General features: G+C 42.4%; 19 protein-coding genes and 1 pseudogene. 9 read left to right on the plus strand and 11 right to left on the minus strand.

Going from position 1 to position 20983, the window contains the following annotated elements; all coding sequences use genetic code 11:
• Position 1: 1 nt before the first annotated feature.
• The 3 genes from L3Q70_RS16250 to L3Q70_RS16260 are packed head-to-tail and all read right to left on the minus strand — an operon-like array spanning position 2 to position 2966.
• Positions 2 to 1534, minus strand: a complete 1533-nt coding sequence (locus L3Q70_RS16250; protein ID WP_157066157.1) for a PH domain-containing protein — start codon at positions 1532 to 1534, stop codon at positions 2 to 4.
• Positions 1527 to 2060, minus strand: a complete 534-nt coding sequence (locus tag L3Q70_RS16255) for a PH domain-containing protein (protein WP_193988013.1) — start codon at positions 2058 to 2060, stop codon at positions 1527 to 1529. Before L3Q70_RS16255 ends, L3Q70_RS16250 begins: the two co-directional genes overlap by 8 nt.
• A gap of 54 nt (positions 2061 to 2114) precedes the next feature.
• Entirely contained in the window at positions 2115 to 2966 is an 852-nt protein-coding gene (locus L3Q70_RS16260) for a D-hexose-6-phosphate mutarotase (protein WP_237114608.1), read from the minus strand.
• A gap of 330 nt (positions 2967 to 3296) precedes the next feature.
• On the opposite strand from L3Q70_RS16260, the gene L3Q70_RS16265 reads away from it, so the two are divergent.
• The 7 genes and pseudogenes from L3Q70_RS16265 to L3Q70_RS16295 all read left to right on the plus strand — a co-directional run bounded on the left by L3Q70_RS16265 (position 3297) and on the right by L3Q70_RS16295 (position 9118).
• On the plus strand, positions 3297 to 3782 hold the full coding sequence (locus tag L3Q70_RS16265) for a MarR family transcriptional regulator (RefSeq protein WP_062567481.1): 486 nt from the start codon (positions 3297 to 3299) through the stop codon (positions 3780 to 3782).
• Positions 3783 to 3888: 106 nt separating this feature from the next.
• Entirely contained in the window at positions 3889 to 5214 is a 1326-nt protein-coding gene (locus tag L3Q70_RS16270) for a porin (RefSeq protein ID WP_237114609.1), read from the plus strand.
• Positions 5215 to 5395: 181 nt separating this feature from the next.
• Positions 5396 to 5785: pseudogene (locus L3Q70_RS16275) on the plus strand (YbaN family protein); the annotation flags it as partial.
• 194 nt (positions 5786 to 5979) lie between these two features.
• Positions 5980 to 6612: a PepSY-associated TM helix domain-containing protein gene (locus tag L3Q70_RS16280; RefSeq protein WP_237114610.1), complete on the plus strand. Its 633-nt coding sequence runs from the start codon at positions 5980 to 5982 to the stop codon at positions 6610 to 6612.
• Positions 6612 to 7112 carry a DUF2271 domain-containing protein gene (locus tag L3Q70_RS16285; RefSeq protein ID WP_054552294.1) on the plus strand — a complete coding sequence of 167 codons (501 nt, stop codon included), beginning with the start codon at positions 6612 to 6614 and terminating at the stop codon, positions 7110 to 7112. Before L3Q70_RS16280 ends, L3Q70_RS16285 begins: the two co-directional genes overlap by 1 nt.
• Before the next feature lie 9 nt (positions 7113 to 7121).
• Entirely contained in the window at positions 7122 to 7964 is an 843-nt protein-coding gene (locus L3Q70_RS16290; RefSeq protein WP_237114611.1) for a DUF4198 domain-containing protein, read from the plus strand.
• Between the two features lie 266 nt (positions 7965 to 8230).
• On the plus strand, positions 8231 to 9118 hold the full coding sequence (locus tag L3Q70_RS16295) for a LysR family transcriptional regulator (RefSeq protein ID WP_062567476.1): 888 nt from the start codon (positions 8231 to 8233) through the stop codon (positions 9116 to 9118).
• On the opposite strand, the gene L3Q70_RS16300 is transcribed toward L3Q70_RS16295, so the two are convergent.
• The 4 genes from L3Q70_RS16300 to L3Q70_RS16315 form a co-directional block, all read right to left on the minus strand.
• Positions 9113 to 9988: an SMP-30/gluconolactonase/LRE family protein gene (locus tag L3Q70_RS16300; RefSeq protein ID WP_237114612.1), complete on the minus strand. Its 876-nt coding sequence runs from the start codon at positions 9986 to 9988 to the stop codon at positions 9113 to 9115. The genes L3Q70_RS16295 and L3Q70_RS16300 overlap by 6 nt on opposite strands.
• 36 nt (positions 9989 to 10024) lie before the next feature.
• A complete protein-coding gene (locus L3Q70_RS16305) occupies positions 10025 to 10732 on the minus strand; it encodes a sulfite exporter TauE/SafE family protein (protein WP_062567475.1) in 708 nt (235 codons plus the stop codon).
• A 127-nt stretch (positions 10733 to 10859) separates the two neighbouring features.
• Positions 10860 to 11639, minus strand: coding sequence for an SDR family oxidoreductase (locus L3Q70_RS16310; protein ID WP_062567474.1), 780 nt, complete (start codon positions 11637 to 11639; stop codon positions 10860 to 10862).
• A gap of 45 nt (positions 11640 to 11684) precedes the next feature.
• Entirely contained in the window at positions 11685 to 12407 is a 723-nt protein-coding gene (locus L3Q70_RS16315) for a FadR/GntR family transcriptional regulator (protein ID WP_062567473.1), read from the minus strand.
• 260 nt (positions 12408 to 12667) lie between these two features.
• Between L3Q70_RS16315 and L3Q70_RS16320 the strand changes: the two genes are divergently transcribed.
• Positions 12668 to 14296, plus strand: coding sequence for a sodium:solute symporter (locus tag L3Q70_RS16320; protein WP_062567472.1), 1629 nt, complete (start codon positions 12668 to 12670; stop codon positions 14294 to 14296).
• Between the two features lie 56 nt (positions 14297 to 14352).
• Here L3Q70_RS16320 and L3Q70_RS16325 read toward each other — a convergent pair whose 3' ends face one another.
• A complete protein-coding gene (locus L3Q70_RS16325) occupies positions 14353 to 15381 on the minus strand; it encodes a family 43 glycosylhydrolase (RefSeq protein ID WP_062567471.1) in 1029 nt (342 codons plus the stop codon).
• A gap of 133 nt (positions 15382 to 15514) precedes the next feature.
• Here L3Q70_RS16325 and L3Q70_RS16330 point away from each other — a divergent pair, with 133 nt between their 5' ends.
• On the plus strand, positions 15515 to 16489 hold the full coding sequence (locus tag L3Q70_RS16330; protein WP_237115284.1) for an arabinan endo-1,5-alpha-L-arabinosidase: 975 nt from the start codon (positions 15515 to 15517) through the stop codon (positions 16487 to 16489).
• Positions 16490 to 16672: 183 nt separating this feature from the next.
• Here L3Q70_RS16330 and L3Q70_RS16335 read toward each other — a convergent pair whose 3' ends face one another.
• The 3 genes from L3Q70_RS16335 to L3Q70_RS16345 form a co-directional block, all read right to left on the minus strand.
• Positions 16673 to 17098 (minus strand): FKBP-type peptidyl-prolyl cis-trans isomerase, encoded by a 426-nt coding sequence (locus L3Q70_RS16335; RefSeq protein ID WP_237114613.1) that lies wholly within the window; start codon positions 17096 to 17098, stop codon positions 16673 to 16675.
• A gap of 10 nt (positions 17099 to 17108) precedes the next feature.
• Entirely contained in the window at positions 17109 to 19553 is a 2445-nt protein-coding gene (locus L3Q70_RS16340) for a glycoside hydrolase family 127 protein (protein WP_237114614.1), read from the minus strand.
• Between the two features lie 77 nt (positions 19554 to 19630).
• Complete coding sequence (locus L3Q70_RS16345; RefSeq protein ID WP_193988021.1) at positions 19631 to 20968, minus strand: MFS transporter; 1338 nt, start codon at positions 20966 to 20968, stop codon at positions 19631 to 19633.
• Positions 20969 to 20983: the final 15 nt, after the last annotated feature.

The raw sequence follows: 20983 nt of genomic DNA on the forward strand, positions 1-20983 counted from the left end.
TTTAAAACCAACTGCGTTGTGTTGCTTCTATTTCGTGTAACACAAAGTCCACAAACTGATTAGCCTGATTACACTTAAGGTAAGGCATTGTGACGGAACCAGAAGCCAGTTGTATATACAAGCTTTTAAGCTCGGATCTGCGCATTAAATAAGTACTCGTAGTGGTAGCACTTTGCGCTTTATATACTTCAAAAACACGATATTGACTACCTAGCATGCCGGTTTTGAAAACAGCAAAATATCGATTTTCATGGTGATACAAGGCAATTCCTGTTTTCTGATAGCTAAGATACACCATCGATACTAAAGCTGGTAAAAGCAATAGACCCCAAAGAACAACGAGCAAATCAAACATAGAATGAAGAAATACAACAGCCACGCAGGTGGGCAGTAGCGCATACAAAACGGTGTTTTTGTAAAGTAATGCTCGCTCAGGCTTTATGAAGTTGAGCTCTTTTAGATCAATAAACCAAGGAAACAACCAACTACACACTTGCCTTACCTGCGATGCAGTAAGAACAGGCATAACCAAAGTTTGCTTATTTTTGTGAGCACTAGCAACGCCTGCCCCCCCACTGCTCACCTGTGGGCAAACAACTGTGTAGCGTTTTAGCAGACGAGCAATAACATTTTGCTTAATATGCACACTTTGTATTTTCTCTAAGCTCACCGAAAGTTGCTGGCGTTCGAATAACCCTGCAATACGTTTAAACTTTTCGTCCTGAAGGTATAACTGAAAGTTAAAAAAGCGAACTAATGCCATCACCACTGATAACAACACGGCAACTAATATCATCAGTAAAACAGCGACCATTATAGCCATCGTCGCGGCACTACCAATGAACACTGCTTGCTCATTAAAGACCGCTTCTAAGCGGTCAATAAAAGCCGTTTCGAGAAACTCAAAAATAGCATTAATAAACGGAGCAAGCGCCGCTAAGGCAAGAATCGCCATATTTGATATTAAGCCAAATTTAGCGATTTCAGCATTGCTAATACTTAATGTTTGCGACGATGAAACGGCCTCGTCGGGTATAACCTGCTCGTCTGAACTTTCCTGTTGTAACTGTGCCTTAAAGGCCATAACTTGTTCACGCACTTGTTCGGCATGGTTGAGTTTAACACCTGGAATAACAACTTCTTGTGCATTACTCCCTGCGGCATCAAAAATACAGTTAACTAAATTTAAAGGCTGAAAATAAAACGGCTCTGCGATATTAACGTTTTGCACTCTGGCAAATTTTAAAGTCAAACGCTCTTTCTTAAAGACCCCTTTATTAAGTAATATTTCTTGTTCACTGCTTATGCGGTATTTGAAATTTATAAAATATGCAAAGGCATACACAAACAAGCCAACGACAGCAACACTTGTTGCTATTTGAGCCCAAAACCACTTTTGCTCTACCTGAGTAACAAACACAACTAAAACAGGGAGTAGATTAAGCAAACCACCTTTAAAAAACCTTATCGCAAAATGCACAATAAAATAAACGAGCGCCCAACGTGACACCCTTTGCCATTCGTTGTTATTCATCAATTGACTCATCAGATTTTACACGCTCATCACAGCCATAGTTTTGAATGAATTGCCTGATATCATTGCAATACTTATCTGTGAGGCCACTGATATGCAAATCTGCACTCATGCCACCAGCGCTGTATAACCGCAACGTTGCAAGCCCGAGTTTACGCTCTATCGGCCCGCGATGGATCTCTGTGTGCTGTATCCGAGCAATGGGTAGCAAGGTAACGTGCTGCCAAATCAACCCTCGCTTAAAAGCAATGTCATGTTCACGAACGGCAATGCCTTTAGCGCGAACGCTATACACGTTATACAACAAAGATAGCAATACAATAACGGGCAGAACAAGGAGCCAATGCGGTGCGATTGAACTTGCAATATTCGTATTAAAATAACGAACAGCGATAATCACCGCCATCAAGGGAAGATAAAAAATTAACCAATTAATTTGCACATGCCAAATCGCATTATCTGCAAGTGATTGAAATTGTATGCGCTGATGCTGTGGAAGGGTTTCTATTTGTTGATTACTAAACACGATCGTTCCTTGTTCAGGCCAGTCTTAACTGGCCTTACTCATACTCGGTACTTTTTATACCCAGCGAAGAGAAGTGACAAGTGTATGCTTGTCACCCGGCGCTAACTCAACGCTGTCTTCAAGTACATTGGCGGCTTCTAAACACAACATCACGTGATATTCATCATCGGCAAAATTAGATAGCCTTTTTGATTTATCAATCCACGGGTTCCATAACACACATGACCGCGAATTTTCTCGGCTTACTTCAATGATCCCATCTGGCGTAATGATACGTTGTGTATCTTGTGCTTGGGTATAAACCATGTCGGTTTCACGAGCAAATGAAACCAAATCATGTTGCTCAAATGGACCTTCACCGAATTCTATATATTTAGAGCCCTGTAAACCATCAACTTTAGTTTCTTCAATCGCAGGCGTTGGGAAATAAGTATGTAATGCCTGTGTAAAATTAAGTGTTTCATTATCAAGGTTAGTTGTTGTTAAACGCACTTCTAAACTCGTTGATAAAATAAATTCCACCAATAATTTAGTTTTGTGTGGCCAATACTTTTCATCAATTTGATTCATTGGCAATGACAGGCTGATGTAGATCGAGTTTTCCTCTTCTTTCACCTGTTCAGCACGCCAAAGTCCCGTACGAGCAACACCATGAGCAGGCCAGCCTTCATGTTGGCTCACACCAAACCACGGCCAACAAATTGGAATACCACCACGAACGCCCTTACCTTCTTGATAATCTTCCTGCTGAGAAACCCACAGTAATGGCTTTTTACCTGTCGGTGTAAACTCTGTAATTTGCGCACCTTGCAAAAAGATAGTGGCATCACAAAACTCACTGGCTACTTTAATAAACTCAAGGCCAGTCTCACTTTGCTCAATCGTAACTGATGGCGATAGCTTCATAATTCGTCCCATTAAATGAAAGAAAAGAAATCGTTAAATAACCCCACCATACCCAAAGCCATAGTAGTTAGTAAATAATATTTAGTTATTTGATGAAATTGTTTACTACTTTGTGCGTGTGCAGACGAAAAGCGCTATTTAATTATAAAGAACATCTACATTATTATGTGATACACCAAGCGAGATTTAATTACTACTCAAATAAAAATTTCCTCTGAAAATTAGGTTATTTATAGTAAACATAGCCACAAATTATTTGAACTCAATTTATTTGATGTGTAATATTTCGCGGCTTCGGTCGTTCTAGGCCGCCTTTAAAGAGACAAAAACATGCAAAAGTATGACGAACTACTTGTGTCATTACGTAAAGTAATCAGAGCAATCGATCTGCACTCTAAGCAGCTCAACAAAACGTCTGGGTTAACAGGCCCGCAATTACTTATCATGAACGAAGTGGCACAAACAGACGGCATCACAGCAAGTCGTATTGCTCAAAACGTCAACTTAAGTCCAGCAACTGTGACCAATATTCTTGATCGAATTGAAAATAGAGAGCTTATCACCCGTGTGCGCAGTCAAATGGATAAGCGTCGCGTCAGCTTGTATTTAACAGAAAAAGGCAAAGCACTTTTAGAGCAGGCTCCTCAGCCATTACAAGAGCATTTCATAGAAAAATTTTCAGCCCTTGAAGAGTGGGAGCAAAGCTTATTGCTCTCATCAATGCAGCGTATTGCAGCAATGATGGATGCTGATCAGCTTGATGCTTCACCGCTATTAGAAGTTGGCGCCATAACAAAATCTCTCGAATCACAATAATCAACTGCAAAACTGGTTGATTAATATTAATTTTTTATGGCTCCCCTTGGGTTAAGTGTGAATATCAACTATGCTAATAGTACCCATTCCAACACTAGCGAAAATCATGCTTAAACTTTCAAAGTTAGCCCTCGCAATCGCCTTGGGCACTACTTCAAGTCTTAGTCAGGCATCTGAAATAGATGATCTTCAAAAACAGCTGCAATTACTTAAAGAGCAAATGCAGCAACTACAGAGCAAGCTGGATGCTGCCGAGGAAAAATCGCAGCAACAAGCCGATAAACAAGCACAAATTGATGCACAGGTTGCAAGGCAACAAAAGCAACTTGAGGAGCAAACTGCTGCTGTTGAAACCGTATCAGACAAAAAAGAATCTGGTATTCATGTTGGTGGCGCTGTGCGAACAAACTACAGCTATACCTCGTATGATGACGGTAACAAAAACCGTGGCGGTGACTTCGACTTCGATATCTTCAGACTGAATTTTTCAGGGGATGTCGGTGATGTGCAACTAAATGCTGAAATTCGTTTCTTTGACTACATGACAGCAGTTAAATATGCCTATGCAGCCTACGACTTTGCCGAAGACTGGCAAGTGCAGGCAGGTATTACCAAAGTTCCTTTTGGTAACTGGCCATATAATTCACACAACTACTTCTTTGGCACAACCTATTATGTGGGTCTGGAAGATGATCACGATTTAGGTGTGCTATTCAAACGAAAAATTGCCGATAACTGGCAGATTGATCTTGGCTTTTTCAAAAATGATGAGCTAGGTGGTGTCGACGGTTATGTTGATGACCGTAGCGATCGCTACTCATACGATGTAGTTGGTTTCCGTTCAGCAGACGAAGGTATTTATGCCGAGCCAAGCAATGCCATTGGTGAATACAACACTTTCTCTGGTCGTTACGGCTATCACTTTGAGCATGAGGGTGGCAAAACAGAGCTAGGTGTATCAGCCCTGTCTGGTGGCCTACACGATGGTGAAGACCGTGCCGGTGACTACTATGCTTGGGCAGTGCATTTAAATAGTACTATCGGCCCGTGGAACTTCCAACTGCAACATGGTGAATATAATTACGATATTGATAATGTAAATCGTATGGCGGTAGGAGCCTATGCTTTTTACGATAGTATCGCAGCTGAAGCAACCATGACTAATGCCAACATTGCCTACAGCCTCCCTGTCGAGTGGGGTCCTGTTACAGACTTACAGTTTTACAATGACTACGGCATTATTTATGACAAGTCAGACAATAGTGCCGATACTTGGATGAATGTAACTGGGGTATCTGTTGCAGCAGGTGGCTTGTTCACCTACTTTGATTTTGTTCAAGCGAAAAATCAGCCATTTGTAGGCGGCTCAGTTGCTGGTGACAGCGACGAGACTGAAACTCGCTTCAATATCAACATCGGTTATTACTTCTAGTAACCACTGGTAGTAAATGAAATATTAAAGCCCAGTTTTTTAACTGGGTTTTTACTAAGTATCCTGTTGGATAGAGACACAATTCGCTAAAAAATCTAAGCTAGGCTAAAGTTAAAAAGTAAGGTAAAAAGGTGATTAACAAGCATTTGCTTTTTTGAACTGTTCTGGCTTAACTCTATTTATGAATGTAAGAGCTGTATTAACTGCATCTAAAAACAGCTGCTATCAAGCGGTTGGTCTATTAATGGTAGCGCTTGGTATCATAGGTATTGCTTTGCCTGTCATGCCGACAACAATTTTCTTTATTTTAGCTTTAGCTTGCTTTACACGTTCTTCGCCCAAACTTTCTGCTTGGCTCCTAAATCACCCCCGATACGGAGAGTCACTTAGACACTGGCAAGAGCACAAAATAGTACCAACCCGTGCTAAGTTTTTAGCTGCTTTTGGTATGGCACTAGGTTATATATTTTTATTACAAAGCGCAGCGCCGGTTTGGGTTATGTATTTAGTTGCCGTTATTGAAATAGGCGTATTGGGTTATCTAATAAACCGTCCATCAGCCCCGAATAAATTACCACTTCTTCGAATAACCATTTCTTCGCAAGTCCGCTTGACACTACTTGCTTGCTTGATTTCATCACAACTCGCCATAATAGCTTACTTAGCGATTCACTTCTAAAACACAAATGTAAAGAACGTAAACCTACTTGTTATAGTAAATACAAATCATTATCATGCCCATATATTTAACGAATAGCCTGTTTTATGTTTTCTATTAATAAGCGCACGTTTTATAGCGTAAGTCGTGCTTTGCATATATACCTTTCAACTGCACTGTTCTTTTTGCTCATTCTTTTTTGTGTTAGCGGTATCATCCTTAATCATGTTGATTGGTTAGAAAACGACAAGCAAAACGGGCAAAGCCAACGACTAATCTCTGCTGAACTCTTTGAAAAAGCACAAGCAAATCTCGATACCTTACCGAGCCTCTATCCCGAGATTGAAGGTTACATGCAGCAGGAGTTTTCACTCAGCAATGTAAAAAGCATTGAATGGGAAAAAGAAGATGCGTTGGTGATGCTCGACTACCCGCTTCCGGCCGGCTTTGCCTACGCCGAAATCGATTTTCAAACCGGTGAGCTTAATATTGATTATCAAATCGGTGGCTTTATGAGTCTGATTGGCGACTTACACAAAGGCCGCCATACCGGCGAAGCATGGAGCTGGGTGATTGATATCTCAGCTGTTTTGATGATTCTGTTTGCTATCACCGGATTAATTATTCTCTTTCAAAACCGTAAAAAACGTGCCGCAGGCCTGTGGTTAACGCTTCTTGGTGTTGCCACGCCTTTGGTTATTTATCTAGTTTGGGTGCCTCAACTTAAAGGAGTATCTTAATGAAACAAGCCCACTTACTCGTTGCTCTACTAATTGGCTGTTTATTCAGCCCACTGAGCTTTGCAAAAGATCCCAACCTAACCGTTGAATTTACCTTACCTGAGCTAGATGTTTCCCCATATCATCGCCCTTACGTGGCGCTATGGCTAGAAACACCTGAACGTAAACACGTTACCACTATTGCACTTTGGGTCGAAAAAGCTGAATGGTTTAAAGATTTACGTCAATGGTGGCGAAAAGCAGGTCGTAGCAACGACAACTTTGATGGTGTGACGGGTGCAACAAAACGCCCAGGTACTTACACCATTGAATGGCAAGGTAAAGATTTAAAGGGCAACCCAGTTAAACCTGGTAGCTACCTGCTTAATGTCGAAGTTGTGCGTGAAGAAGGTGGCCGAGATTACACCCGCGTTGAAATCGACTTAACGAAAGACGGCAAAGTCACAATTAAAGGCGAAAAAGAGTTCGCGACTAGCTTTGTTACCATTACCAGTAATTAAGGACAAACAATGAAATTAAAATTATTAAAAACGGCGCTGATCGGCGCAGTAACCTTCACTGCACTTGCCTCTGGCTATGCACAAGCACACGCCCGTTGGTTAATGCCATCTCACACTTCTTTATCAGGTGAGAAAACTCACTATGTGATGATCGATGCCAGTATTTCGAATGAGTTGTTTAGCCCTGATAAAGCATACCGCCCGAAAGAAAAAGGCGCAGAGTATGACGACAATTTATTAATTGCCCTTGCTCCAAATGGTAAACCGGTTGAAGAAACGATTCGTGCATACTACTTAAAACGCAAAAACTCAGCGGCAGTAAGTTTATCTCAAGATGGTACTTACCATATTGCTATGCAGCAAAAGCCAATGCTAATGACTTTCTACAAAGACAAAGATGGCAATCGTGGTCGTGTGTTCGCAGGTAAAAAAGAAGCAGACCTACCAGCAGGCGCAACCGATGTACGCACTGTAAAATCTATCGCAACGGTTGATACTTTTGTAAGCCGTAATGGTACTTCTAAGCCAACATTGCTTGGGCAAGGTTTAGAAATTTCAGGCCCGACTCACCCAAACGATCTATTTGCTGGTGAAGAAGCTAAGTTCCAATTATTAATGGATGGCAAACCAGCTGCTGACGTTGAGCTTGCAATTGTGCGTGGTAGTGCGCGCTACCGTAATGAGCGTGACGAAGTTAAAGTAACAACCGATAAAAAAGGCTTCTTTACGGTGACATTCGCCCACGCAGATATGTATCTGATTGAAGCATCTGTTGATCAAAAGCCAACAGAAGCAGACATCGATAGTGTGCGCTATGCATTATTTACAACGCTTGAAGTTGCCCCTGAATAATCCACTCAATTAGGCCTTAATTGGCCTAATGCTATTTTCTAGAAAGACTGTAGGCAACTGCGCGCTCGCAGCTACTGTCTTTCTAATAATAATTCAAATTAGTCGCCAGCTCAGTCAATGACAGCTAAGATGATGCCAATCAGTTTATTAAGCGCACTAGACGCTTCAAGCTAACGTGGTGTTTAATTAGGCGTTAAACAACGAAAAGTAAACTTTTTACACTTTATAGATACTATTTTAGGCAACCGCTCTAGCAAAGGAACCTCATGCTAAGAATTACGCTAGAACAGTGGCGCATGTTTCGTGCTGTTGTTGAATTTGGTGGCTTTAACCAGGCCTCGCAAGGTATTCATAAAAGCCAATCGAGTATTCATAATGCGGTTGGCAAGATTGAATCGACACTCAATGTAAAATTATTCAGCATTCAAGGCCGCAAAACCGTGCTCACTGAAGCTGGTGAAATGATGCTGCGCCGCGCTAATTACTTACTTGATGAAGCCGCAAAAGTTGAAGCCATAGGCCAAACTTTAGGTGAAGGCATCGAAAGCAAGTTACGCATTGCTGTGGATGCTATTTTTCCACAGCAGTTGCTTTATAAAGTGCTTAACGACACCTCTTCACAATACCCACAACTGCGCATTGAACTCCATGAGTCTGTGCTGATGGGGGGTAATGAATTGCTCGAAAATGATCAGGTTGATATTGCCATTACTGGCTTTCCAATCGCAGCAAACTTTCACGAAGAGTTATGCGATATCGAATTTATTGCCGTGGCGCACCCTGATCATCCTTTGCATGGGATAGACCGCGTAATCACACTTGAAGATTTAAAGTCACACCGACAAATTGTTGTTCGCGATTCAGCCAATAAACACAAACAAGATGGTGGCTGGTTAGGTGCCGATCAGCGCTGGACGGTTACTCATATGCGCACTTCGATTGATATGATTAGTAATGGCCTTGGCTTTGCATGGTTACCAAAAATAGCGATCGAAAAGCAACTTGCCACGGGGCAAATGAAAGCACTTAATTTAACCCATAACAGTAGCCGCAGCGCTAAGTTACATTTGCTCTTTAAAGATGGTGACAAATTGGGCCCAGCAGCGCGGGCATTTCTTGGCGAATTGCGTTATCAAGTAATGGAAAACCTATAGCTTTAAGGGCGTTTCAGCAATCCCTTTAACGCCAGGCTCAAGTATAAATACGCCACCACTGTGCGGGTAATCAGCGAGTACAGAGTCTTCAAGGCCAACTGTCGCAGTGGTCACAGCTAAATGTGTGAGCTCTTCGCCAACAAAGGCGACACTGGTAACACGTGGTGCGGGCAAGCGAATAAACTGCACCTGCTCACCCGTTGGTGCAAAACGATAAACGCCATAGCCATTCCACGCGGCAACCCACAAATGCTCCTCGCTATCCACGGTCATGCCATCTGGAAAACCCATATTCTCAGTAAAGCGAATAAACTCTTTTTTATCAGCAAGCTCACCTTGTTCACTCAGAGTAAAGCGGTAGATTGTTTGTTTATCTGAGTCTGTAGAATATAGAAACTGACCATTTTTACTTACCGCAGGGCCATTACTAATAGTGTAGTCATGATCAACGACTGTCGGAGCCTGGCCATGACCAAAACGATATAACTTGCCACTATTGCTTTGCTCTTGAGAGTCCATTGAGCCAAAAAAGCCAAAGCCTTGGCGAGACGTTTTACCATCGTTTAAACGGTTTTGTGAGGGTTCGTGGTCAATTAAAAAAAGTAATTCACGGCTAAAGTTTTCACTGTTAAGTTTATAGATGCCTCTCGCAAAGCCTGCCACCAGACCGCCTTGCTCGGTTTCCATTACCCAACAAATAGGTTCTGGCATGGTAAACTGGCTAACTCGCATCGATTGGCAATCTAAACGAAATAAGCGTTGCCCTAAAATATCGACCCAAAATAAGCAGTTATGCGCTTTTGCAAAGTAGGCACCTTCGCCCAATTGGCACTGGCTAGAAATGATTATTTTAATGGTGTCATCGAGCATAGGCTTCATTACACGAACAGCGGAACTATTCTTATTCTATCTGTGTATGAAAATAAGTGCTAGACCAGATAAACCAGCCACCAGCAAGATAATGCCGCGAATGGCCTTTTCATTAAGGTTATTATTAATCACAAAAGATAGACCCCAACCGGTTAAAATTGCAGGCAAACATAAGAAAAACAGCTTCACATCGCTGATGTCGGCAGAGCCTGTCAGCATAAGTACAATAATGCCAAACAGGTTTATGAATACGAAAAAGGCACTCAGGTTCGCTTTAATTTTGTCTTTATCTTCAGCTTGATAAAGTAGTCCCATCGGTGCCCCACCAGCAGAGGTCGTGGTGCCTAAAAAGCCCGATGACATTGACGCAAGCAAGCTAGTGATGGTAGAGATTTTCGGTTTCATACCTATGATAGACAAAGCCACCACCACCAAAATACTCACCCCAAGCAATAGCTGATATTGCTTGGCATTGACATACCACATCACCACAGCTGCAAAGATAACCCCCACTGCACCACCTATGATGGATATACCCGTTTGTTTCATGTCTATCGCACCGCGGTGTTTAATCATTAACACTGAGGTTAAAAACAGCGCATTCAAAATCATAGGTCCAGGCACTAGCTCTGGCATTAGCCAATAGAGCACAGGAACACATAACATGCCTAAACCAAAGCCAATAACACTTTGTAGACAAGCGCCAATAATCAAAATTAAATAAACAAGAACAAAGTCGGTCAAACTTTCTTACCACCTTCCTATGTATAAGCTGTGTTAATTCTATAACACGTATTTTACTATTATAGTATTATTTGAGTTGTGTAAAAAATTTTATTACAGATTAGCTATTTAGCAATTACTTCAAAAATTAAGTCCAACCTGCATCCACGATGAGCGATTGTGCTGTCATCATACAACTGTCATCAGCGGCTAAAAACAATGCAGCATTGACAACATGGTCTGGTTGAATTGTTTCGTTAATACATTGACTTAAACGAACATCTTCAATCATTTCTGGGGTTAGCCAATGCGTGATTTGGCGTTCTGTCATCACCCAGCCTGGCACCAGTGAATTCACACGAATATTATCTTTACCATAAGAAGCAGCCAATGAGCGGGTTAACCCTTCAATACCCGCTTTTGCTGTTGTGTAGGCTGGCATGCCAGTTTGCTTAATACGCCAGCTTACCGACCCCATATTAATAATGCTACCACCACCTAAACGCTGCATGTGCTCAACCACTGCTTGCGACGAAAAGAAACATGGGCGTAAGTTGACTGAAAACTTGTCTTCCCAATATTTCACATCCATATTTTCAGCGGCGTGACGGGTGTCATCGGCTGCGTTATTAATTAACACAGCAATGTCTCCCTGTTGCTGGCGAGTTTGCTCTATAGCCGCTTGTAAAGCTTCAACGTCACGTATATCACAATGAATAAATTGTGGGTCAAACTCATATTTACCAGCTAATTTCGCGCATAAAGCATTGCTCTGCTCACTTGCAATATCAACAAAAGTGACTTTCGCGCCCTGTTCGCAGAACCGCGTTACCATTACTTCACCAATTCCCGATGCACCGCCAGTAATAAACACACTTTTACCAGCAAGGCTTGGGTAAACTGTTTTTAGCTCGTTTGAATTTGGCATGATAACCTTTTGTTTTAAAATAATTACAACGTCAAGAAGCGATGTTTATCTAGCCGCTTCTTTGTCAGCGATTTCTTTTTCAATAAACGCCATCGCTTCGTCAATCATGTACGTCATCATGTTTTTAGCGCGCTCAGGGTCACCGCTTGCAATCGCGTTATACACTTTAAAGTGTTCTTCTGCGATGGCCTTCTTATTGCCTTTAGCGGGTGTGGTATGTTGAATACTCACGTGCAGCGCAGTGCGAATAAAATCACGTAATTGATAGAAAAAACGGTTGCCACTGGCGTGCAAAATTGCCGTGTGGAACGCAAGGTCAGGCTCATGCATCACGCCTTCTGGCTCTTCTGCTGCCGCTTGCATTTTATCTAATGCAATTTTAATTTCTGCGATGGCTGCTTGATCGCCTTTTCTTGCAGCAAGTGCCGCTGCTTGTGGTTCAATCGCCAAGCGAACCTGTAAAAACTCTTTTAATACATATAATGATGGGCTGCTTTCAAGCAACCATTTCAATACGCTTGTGTCGTATAAGTTCCAGTTCTCCGCTGACTCCACACGAATACCTTGTCGTGGACGAGAAGAAATAAGTCCTTTTGCAGCGAGCATTTTCACTGCTTCACGAACAGCTGTGCGACTAATACCATACACTTCACATAATTGTGCTTCGGTTGGTAGCCCCGTTTCAGTATTGTAATCACCAACAATGATTGCTTTACCAAGCTCATTGGTAACTTGTTGTGATAGGTTTAAATTCTCTAAACGCGCCATAAGTGTTCCTCAAAAGATCTGGGTATATGATACATTTATATACTGCTTCCGTCATCCTGCAAATTATTCTTTAAAATCAAAAGCAAAGATAAATACGTTCAGAATAAATGAACAAAAACCAAGCTTTTAAGTCACTATTTTATGTACTAACTGTCACCTTATTTTAACAAATCTCTTTCACTCGAGCCATTTATAATATAATATTTTTATTTGACAATTATAAAACAATATTCACTTTTCATAATTAGGTGGAACACACAATGGTCGAACTAAGTACCTTAGATTGGGCAGTGCTCGCAGGATTTTTTGTCCTGTTGCTGGGCGTTGTCGTGATGTCTATGCGACAAAAAGAAGAAGACACCGCTGATTATTTTTTAGCGGGTCGTAATGCAAGTTGGTTAGTGATTGGTGCCTCTATTTTCGCCTCAAACATTGGCTCAGAACATTTAGTGGGTCTTTCAGGTTCAGGTGCACAATCGGGTATGGCATTGGCTCACTGGGAAATGCAATCGTGGATCATTCTACTACTCGGTTGGATTTTCGTGCCTTTTTATTGGAGTAGTAAAGTCTACACCATGCCAGAATTCTTAGAGCGCCGCTTTAACTCTAAATCACGGACTTTCTTATCTGTAATCTCATTGATTAGTTATGTATTAACCAAGGTCGCAGTAACGGTTTATGCCGGCGGCATCGCATTTAAAACAATCTTAGGTATTGAGAGTATTTGGGGTATCGATTTCTTCTGGATTTCAGCCATTGGCCTTGTGGTGATCACCGGTATTTATACGGTACTTGGCGGTATGAAAGCCATTATGTGGACCTCGGTGTTGCAAACACCAGTGCTCATTATTGGCTCCTTAGTCATATTAGTGGTTGGTTTAGATAAAGTAGGTGGCTGGGCAGAAGTTGAGCGTATCAATGATGCCAATATGCACCTCATTCGCAGCGCTTCAGATGCTGAATTTCCTTGGCCAGGCATAGTATTTGGTTCATTCATTATTGGTTTTTGGTATTGGTGTACAGACCAATACATTGTACAACGTGTCTTATCTGCAAAAGGCATTAAAGAAGCGCGTCGCGGTACCATGTTCGCGGGTTACCTAAAACTACTTCCTGTATTTATCTTCTTAGTACCGGGCATGATTGCTTATGCATTGAATGTTAAAGGTATTATTAGCTATGAAAGTGCTGACCAAGCCTTTCCTACTTTAGTTGCTGAGCTATTACCAGCCGGTGTTAAAGGAATTGTAATCGGGGGCTTAGTAGCCGCGCTTATGAGCTCTTTAGCCTCATTATTTAACTCATCTGCAACCTTGTTCACCATTGATTTTTATAAGAAATTCAAACCTGAATCGAGTGAAAAGCATCTTCTTAAAGTAGGCCGAATTGCCACTATCGTGATTGTTGTATTAGGCCTATTGTGGATACCCGTCATGAGCTTAATAGCTGATGTGCTGTATGAATACCTGCAAAGTGTGCAGTCTCTTATTGCACCAGGTATTGCTGCGGTATTCTTATTGGGTTTATGTAGTAAACGCATCACTCCAACAGCGGGTTTTGTGGGCTTAGTGTCGGGTTTTGTACTTGGTATGATCCGCTTAGTGTTACTGCCATTTAAAGATGATTTAACAGGTTCATCATTTGCGTGGATCACCACAATGAACTGGTTATATTACTGTATTCTGCTATTTGTCGTGGTCGTTGCGATTATGATTGTGGTGAGTATGTTTACCAAGCAAGCAGACGAAGAACAATTGAAAGGTCTTACTTTCTCAAGCCTAGATAAAGCAACTATGAAAGAAGTGGCTGCCGGCTTAGATAAATGGGATTACATTCATACCGCAGGTATTATTGGTATTACTGCTTTTATTTACTACCGCTTCTGGTAACCATTTGTTCCCAAAGTTCTAGGGCGCCAATTGGCGCCCTTTTTTATTATAAATAATTAATCAGCAAGCTCTGGTGAAAACACTGGAAAGCCATTTTTATCCCACGTAATAATGCGTGCTCGCGCATGGCGATTTGGATCTGTAAGCGGTGTGCCTTTCAGCTCTTTATAGTCACGACTGTGATAAATCATTAAATCGGTTACACCATCTTCAGCTTTTACAAAACTGTTGTGCCCAGGACCAAAACGACCCAGCTCAGCATTGGTCGTAAACACCGGCTCAGCCTTCTTATGCCAACTAGTAGGGTCAAGTAAATCAGCATTCACATCTGCCCATAGCAAGCCCATCGCATAGCGATGATCGGTTGCACTGGCTGAATAAGTGACAAATATTTTATCGCCATGGGTGATAACTGCAGCACCTTCGTTCACCTTGTAGCCTTGCACTTCCCAATCAAGGGTTGGCTCAGTAATCACGATAATGGGCTCTTTAATTGATGTGGGCGAGTCCATTTCAGCTAACCATAAAGCCGAGTTATAAGTTGCAGGCTGGTTCTGCTGCGCCCAAATCATGTAACGCTTACCCTTGTGCGTAAAACTTGTAGCATCAAGCGAAAAACTATCAAGGTGGCTAGTTACTTGCCCCATTTCTTGCCACTCACCTTGCATTGGGTTAGCACTGCCATTTTTAAGCGCATACATGCGAATACTGAACGGTTTTTCGACATCACCTGCGGCAAAATAGATATACCAACTACCATCAATTTGGTGCAGTTCAGGCGCCCAAATATTGACACTCATTGGGCCTTTATCGCGCTTTTGCCAAATTACCTTCGGCTCAGCTATTTTTAAATCGTTTAAACGACAAGCTTGGCGCAGCTCAATTTCATCAAATTTCGGCGAACTGCCTATAAACGTGTAACAGCCACTTTTTTCATCACGAACTAACCAAGGATCAGCACGTTTGAGTACAATGGGGTTATCAATTGGCGCTAGAGTCTTGCTACTATTAGCATCAGCAAGCACTTGCAATGACGAAGCGCTTAACGCAGTAAGAAGCGTAAGCCGAGGTAGTTTCTTAAGCATAATGTGTCCTGTATTTTGTCTCGATTTTATTGTTAATATTGTATTACATATTATATAGTAGCTGAATGAACACAAGAGTTAAAACAACAAAAGGTATTCAAGCATGAGACCCGTAAGTAACGTGACACAAGCGATGAAGTGGCTTTCAACAGGGCTACTTTTTTCTGCCGCAGCCGTATCTGCAAAGCAAGTTGAAGTACACGATCCGGTGATGACTAAAGAAGGCGACACCTATTATGTATTTAGCACAGGCCCTGGTATTACCTATTATGAATCGAAAGATTTAACCAACTGGAAGCTCACAGGCCGCGTTTTTAAAGATGAGCCAAGTTGGGCAAAGCGTGTTTCCCCTAATTTCGGGGGCCACTTATGGGCACCCGATGTGTACAAAAAAAATGGTAAGTTTTACCTTTATTACTCAGTCTCTGCATTTGGCAAAAATACCTCGGCAATTGGTGTAACGGTTAACGAAACCCTTGACCCTGCTTCACCTGATTACAAGTGGATTGACTACGGTATTGTGGTTGAGTCTGTGCCTGAGCGTGACGATTGGAACGCTATCGACCCTGCGATAATCGAAGATGACAAGGGCACACCGTGGATGAGCTTTGGTTCGTTCTGGGGTGGCCTTAAACTAGTACAACTTGATGATGACATGGTGCGCTTAGCAAAACCTGAAAAATGGCATCACATTGCGAGTCGTCCAAACACGGAACATGGCCCAATTGAAGCGCCTTATATCTTTAAAAAGAATGGCTATTACTATTTGTTTGTGTCATTTGATAAGTGCTGCCAAGGTGTAAAAAGTACTTACAACGTACGCGTAGGCCGCAGCAAAAACATCGAGGGCCCATACTTAGATAAGCAAGGTCGTTCAATGATTGATGGTGGTGGTAGCTTAGTTATTGAAGGTAACAAAGAGTGGGCAGCCCTTGGCCACAATGCTGCTTACACCTTTGATGGCAAAGACTATTTAGTATTACACGCCTACGAAACAGCCGATAACGGCGTACAAAAGCTACGTATTTTACCTATGAGCTGGAAAAACGATTGGCCGATTGTAAACCCAGCCGACCTAAACAAGCTTAAAACCAAGCTTATAAAGTAATTATCCAATCCTGTCGCAGCGGGGTTACCCAACGTTAACCCGCACTATCAAAAACGACTAACAAACGCGATATAAAATCGCTGCTACGATCCCTGTAGCAGCGGGTTTACCGCGCGTCGAACCTCGCGTCACCCCCTACGTTAAACCTCAACAAAAGAAACAAACAACGCGATATGAAATCTGCTACACGAAATCAAGCAAGGTAATATCAACGAGCATGGGGCTTTGACAGCCTTGTTGATGCTTCTGGTCAATAATTACGCTGTACACATCGCGTGCCAGATGCGCAGGTATTAATACCTCAAAGCGACTGCCTTTATTCATTAATTGCAGCGCTTCTTGCAAGCCCACTATCGCCTCTGCAATTTCGTACTCTACAGCAGCGCCTTGCTTGCGAGTATCGAATAAAACCCGACCATTTTTAAGGGTAAGGCGTTGATGCACTGTCACTGTAGCATCCCAACTTGGTTTATCCCCCAGACCTTGCTCAATCACTCTATAACCAAGCCCTGTGGGTGTGTGGTAAAAACTGTATTGCTCAGCGCTGTTATCTAAAAGCGACGGTAAAACATGCTCTTTAGCCGTCGCAAACACATTGTTGCTTAACATAGCCAACTCTTTATTGTGTGTTGATTAAACGAATACCATAGATACCACCAGCAACAGAGTCTTTGTCGGCAGCAAAACGTAAGGTCAGCGTTTTCGACTTTTTCATTGCCTCTGTTAATGGGTAATCAATGGTGTAGAACTCATCAGTTGGCTTGCCTACGGGCAAACTAACTGCAGCTAATTGCTCACCATTTAAATTAATAGAGAAATGACGGTCCACATCGCCAATAAAATAGCGAACACGCAAAGCAACCGCTTTTTGTTCTGGGTTACTAAGCTGATACTCAAACCAACCTGTCGCATCGCGCCAGTGATGACCATTATTGACACCTGCACGGGTTCCTTCACCTTTAAAGTCATGTTCGACTTCAGGTTGTTGCTCACCCGGCGTAATTTGATCAACGGTTAATAAACGAAGTTGCTCTTTCGCTTGTTCAGCCGCTTTTGCACCGGCAACAAATTGCGTGAACTCAGCTTCGCTTTGCTGCGGCCAATACACTTGATAGCGGCTATCGTGTAAACGGAAGAACGGAATTAACTCCGTGCTCTTGGTATTATCAATTCCTTGTTTAGCAATCGCCACATTTTTATCGGCGATAAATGCGAGCTCTTGGCCTGGCTTACGAGTGAGGTCGGCAATAAACTTTTCTGGCTCACTCAGCATAATTGGCAACGCTTCTGGTGGACAAGTTGGTCCTGCAGCTATGTGGCCCATACGGCTATTATCAGCAACAAAGTTAAGCTTTTCATTTGCAAAAGCGTGTACTTTAGTAGCCATGACAACAGGTCCGTACATCACTGAGTAATAATGCTGACCATCAGGTAGCTGCTCAGTATAAAGCTTAGGGCTAAGTTCAAAAGCAAGCTTATCACCGCTTTGCCATGCATGGCTGATACTGTAATAACCGTCTTTTTCGGTTGCGCTTACAGCCTGTCCATTTAAAGTAAAGCTCAGCTCACCCTGTTGCCAAGACGGTTTACGAATATGAATTACCGACTCAGAGCTTTGCTCTTCAGACAAGCGATTCACAGTAAGTGAGACCTTGTTATCATCTGGGAATTGGCTGTCTTGCGTGATCTGTAAACCCTGCTGCTGCCAATTTAACGTGCTTGGAATAAACAAGTTTACCCATAACTCTTTACCGGTATTGCTATAAATCAGCTCACCATATTTGCTGTGATTTTCAATACCTGAGCCTACGCAACACCACATAGAATCTTGCACTGATGAATACATGCGGTAATGCCCTGGACGCATCGAGGTAAAGTAAACAAGACCACCATGCTCTGGGTGTTGTGACGATAAAATATGGTTATATGTGGCGCGCTCATAATAGTCTAAATAACGCGTATCACCGGTTTTTAAGAACAGTAACTTACTCAGTTTCATCATGTTGTAAGTGTTGCAGGTTTCTGGGCCTTCAACATCTTCAACCATTGGCGTGAAGTCACTTTTATCGTGAAAATGTTCACGTACAGAGTTACCGCCAATTGATACTGAGCGCTCTTGGCTGACTGTTTTCCAGAAAAAGTCAGCACCTTGCTGCCATGCTTTATCATCGCTGGCATTAGCCACTTTCAACATACCAATAATTTTTGGAATTTGCGTATTGGCATGCAGGCCCGTTAACTTATCTTCTTTGTGTAATAAGGGTTCAATAATGATGTTATGAGAGAACTGGCGAGCTAGTTTTAAGTAACGCTCATCGTCACTAATAAAGTACATATCAGCAAACACATCATTTAAGCCACCATGCTCTGAGTACAGCATTTGTTGAACTTGCTCATCAGTGAGCTTAGCAGTGGTCGCTAAGAACCATTCGCCTAACTTAAATAACATTTGTTTTGCTTTATCACTGCCGGCTACGTCGTATGCATCGCGCAAGCCATGAAAGATTTTATCGATATTATAAAGCGGCACCCAGCGGTCGTTTAAGCTGAATAAATCAGCTTTGATTTCACCCTTTTCGATCTGCTGCCACATTTCATCGCCATTTGGGATACCGCCTAAGTAACCACCTGTGGCTTGTTGGGCGCGATCCAGCTCGCTTAGCATGTAATCTAAACGCTGCTTTAATTCTTCGTCACCCGTGGCTGCCCATGCAAGGCTCAAGGCTGAAAGGTAATGTCCGCCAATATGGCCATCAAGGCCTGTGCTTTCCCAGTTGCCATAGTTAGGCGCTTTTGGTTCAAGACCGGCTTCACGCAAATAAGGAGCAAGAAGCTGATCAGGATGAAGTGCTAATAAATAACGCACATTTGTTTGCTGTGCATGTAAAAACGGGCTGGCGCTTAAACTGACTTGGTTGAGAGCAAATAAATGTTGTTCGCTGGTATGTTCAGCATGCTCTACAGAAACGGCTTGTGTACTGTCTGTTGGCAGCTCACTGCAACCGCTCACCGTTAATATTGTAGCGCAAACACTTGCTAAATAACTCATTTTGAATGTGTTCATACTGTTGTCTCCCAGCGAATTGTTATTTTAAAGAGCAAAGCGCACACACTTTTTAAGTGTGTGCGCTTAAAGGATGGTTAGTGTGGTAGGCGCTTATGAATGACCATATTCGTGTAGTATTCATCGGTGATTTTGTATTTTTTTAAGATCAAGCCAAGCAGTGCATGAAATACACCAGGAATGATAGTTAGCATCAGTGCTAAGCCCATTAGGGTGAATTCGGTTTGCTCAACGTTAGGCTTGTACTCAAAAAATGCCAGTAATAAACCACCCGCTAAGCCAGCTAAGCCACCCCCAGCTTTTTGACAGAATGAAATACCACCAAACGATAGGCCTGATGCACGAACACCGTCTTTAATTTCACCGTAATCCACAGCTTCTGCAATCGCAGACCAGAATACTGGCGCGTGTAAATCAACCACAAATGACAAGATGATATACAGCACAAACGCCATCATTACATCACCCGGCTGCACCACAAAATACATTAGCAATGAGATGAATAGCACAGCAATTTGTGATTGACGAAATAACTTCATTTTACAGTAGCGCTGGGTGATCCAGGTGCTTGCTACCATAGAGACAATAGATGCTGCAATACCCGCACTGGTAAAGGCACCTGCTAAATCAGGCACGCCTAAATAATAGGTTGCGTAATACATAGCAACACTGCCGCGAATCGCATAACCAAGCGTACCCAGTACACATGCCGCACACAGCAATAACCATTGATCGTTTTTAAGTAGCACTTTTAATTGCGTAAGCACACTTTCTTTTTGCGGCTCGTGAGTAATACGTTCGCGCGTTGTAAAAAAACAAAATAAGAACAGTGCAACGGCACATGCCGATACCAACGCCATTGCCAGTTTATAACCATACGACAAGCTGCCATCTCCCCAATATGATGCAAGCAGCGGCACTGAAAATACAATCACTACATTGGCAATCTTAGCGAAAAACATACGGTAGCCGTTGGCTGACAAACGCTCTTTTGGATCGGCGGTTAAGACACCAATGTAAGAAATATAAGGAATAGCGACACCGGTAAACATTAAGGTTGCAAACAGGTAAGTCGCATAGGCCCAAGCTAGTTTCATGTTGTAGTCAAAATCAGGCGTAGTAAAGAGTAAAATCACCGACAGACCATAAGGTATAGATAAAAATAAGAACCAGTGACGGAACTGACCCCAACGCGTTTTCACTTTATCGGTGATCACTCCCATTAAAGGATCGGTAAAGGCATCAACAAAACGCGCCACTAAAAACAACACACCCATATCAACCGGATCAAGCCCGTAAATATCGGTGTAAAAGAAAGACATAAAATAGAATAACGCTGCTACCATGACATTCACTGCCATGTCACCGGCACCAAAGCCGACCTTTTCTACAACGGATAACTTTTGAGATTCCATACAACAACACCCTAA

It is taken from the genome of Pseudoalteromonas sp. CF6-2, from assembly GCF_021729425.1.
Lineage (GTDB): Bacteria > Pseudomonadota > Gammaproteobacteria > Enterobacterales > Alteromonadaceae > Pseudoalteromonas > Pseudoalteromonas arabiensis.

Excerpts from the sequence above, each read along its gene's own strand:
- L3Q70_RS16250 (WP_157066157.1), bottom strand. The coding sequence starts at position 1,534 with ATGAATAACAACGAATGGCAAAGGGTGTCACGTTGGGCGCTCGTTTAT.
- L3Q70_RS16260 (WP_237114608.1), bottom strand. The coding sequence starts at position 2,966 with ATGAAGCTATCGCCATCAGTTACGATTGAGCAAAGTGAGACTGGCCTT.
- L3Q70_RS16265 (WP_062567481.1), top strand. The coding sequence starts at position 3,297 with ATGCAAAAGTATGACGAACTACTTGTGTCATTACGTAAAGTAATCAGA.
- L3Q70_RS16270 (WP_237114609.1), top strand. The coding sequence starts at position 3,889 with ATGCTTAAACTTTCAAAGTTAGCCCTCGCAATCGCCTTGGGCACTACT.
- L3Q70_RS16280 (WP_237114610.1), top strand. The coding sequence starts at position 5,980 with ATGTTTTCTATTAATAAGCGCACGTTTTATAGCGTAAGTCGTGCTTTG.
- L3Q70_RS16285 (WP_054552294.1), top strand. The coding sequence starts at position 6,612 with ATGAAACAAGCCCACTTACTCGTTGCTCTACTAATTGGCTGTTTATTC.
- L3Q70_RS16290 (WP_237114611.1), top strand. The coding sequence starts at position 7,122 with ATGAAATTAAAATTATTAAAAACGGCGCTGATCGGCGCAGTAACCTTC.
- L3Q70_RS16295 (WP_062567476.1), top strand. The coding sequence starts at position 8,231 with ATGCTAAGAATTACGCTAGAACAGTGGCGCATGTTTCGTGCTGTTGTT.
- L3Q70_RS16300 (WP_237114612.1), bottom strand. The coding sequence starts at position 9,988 with ATGCTCGATGACACCATTAAAATAATCATTTCTAGCCAGTGCCAATTG.
- L3Q70_RS16310 (WP_062567474.1), bottom strand. The coding sequence starts at position 11,639 with ATGCCAAATTCAAACGAGCTAAAAACAGTTTACCCAAGCCTTGCTGGT.
- L3Q70_RS16315 (WP_062567473.1), bottom strand. The coding sequence starts at position 12,407 with ATGGCGCGTTTAGAGAATTTAAACCTATCACAACAAGTTACCAATGAG.
- L3Q70_RS16320 (WP_062567472.1), top strand. The coding sequence starts at position 12,668 with ATGGTCGAACTAAGTACCTTAGATTGGGCAGTGCTCGCAGGATTTTTT.
- L3Q70_RS16325 (WP_062567471.1), bottom strand. The coding sequence starts at position 15,381 with ATGCTTAAGAAACTACCTCGGCTTACGCTTCTTACTGCGTTAAGCGCT.
- L3Q70_RS16330 (WP_237115284.1), top strand. The coding sequence starts at position 15,515 with ATGAAGTGGCTTTCAACAGGGCTACTTTTTTCTGCCGCAGCCGTATCT.
- L3Q70_RS16335 (WP_237114613.1), bottom strand. The coding sequence starts at position 17,098 with ATGTTAAGCAACAATGTGTTTGCGACGGCTAAAGAGCATGTTTTACCG.
- L3Q70_RS16340 (WP_237114614.1), bottom strand. The coding sequence starts at position 19,553 with ATGAACACATTCAAAATGAGTTATTTAGCAAGTGTTTGCGCTACAATA.
- L3Q70_RS16345 (WP_193988021.1), bottom strand. The coding sequence starts at position 20,968 with ATGGAATCTCAAAAGTTATCCGTTGTAGAAAAGGTCGGCTTTGGTGCC.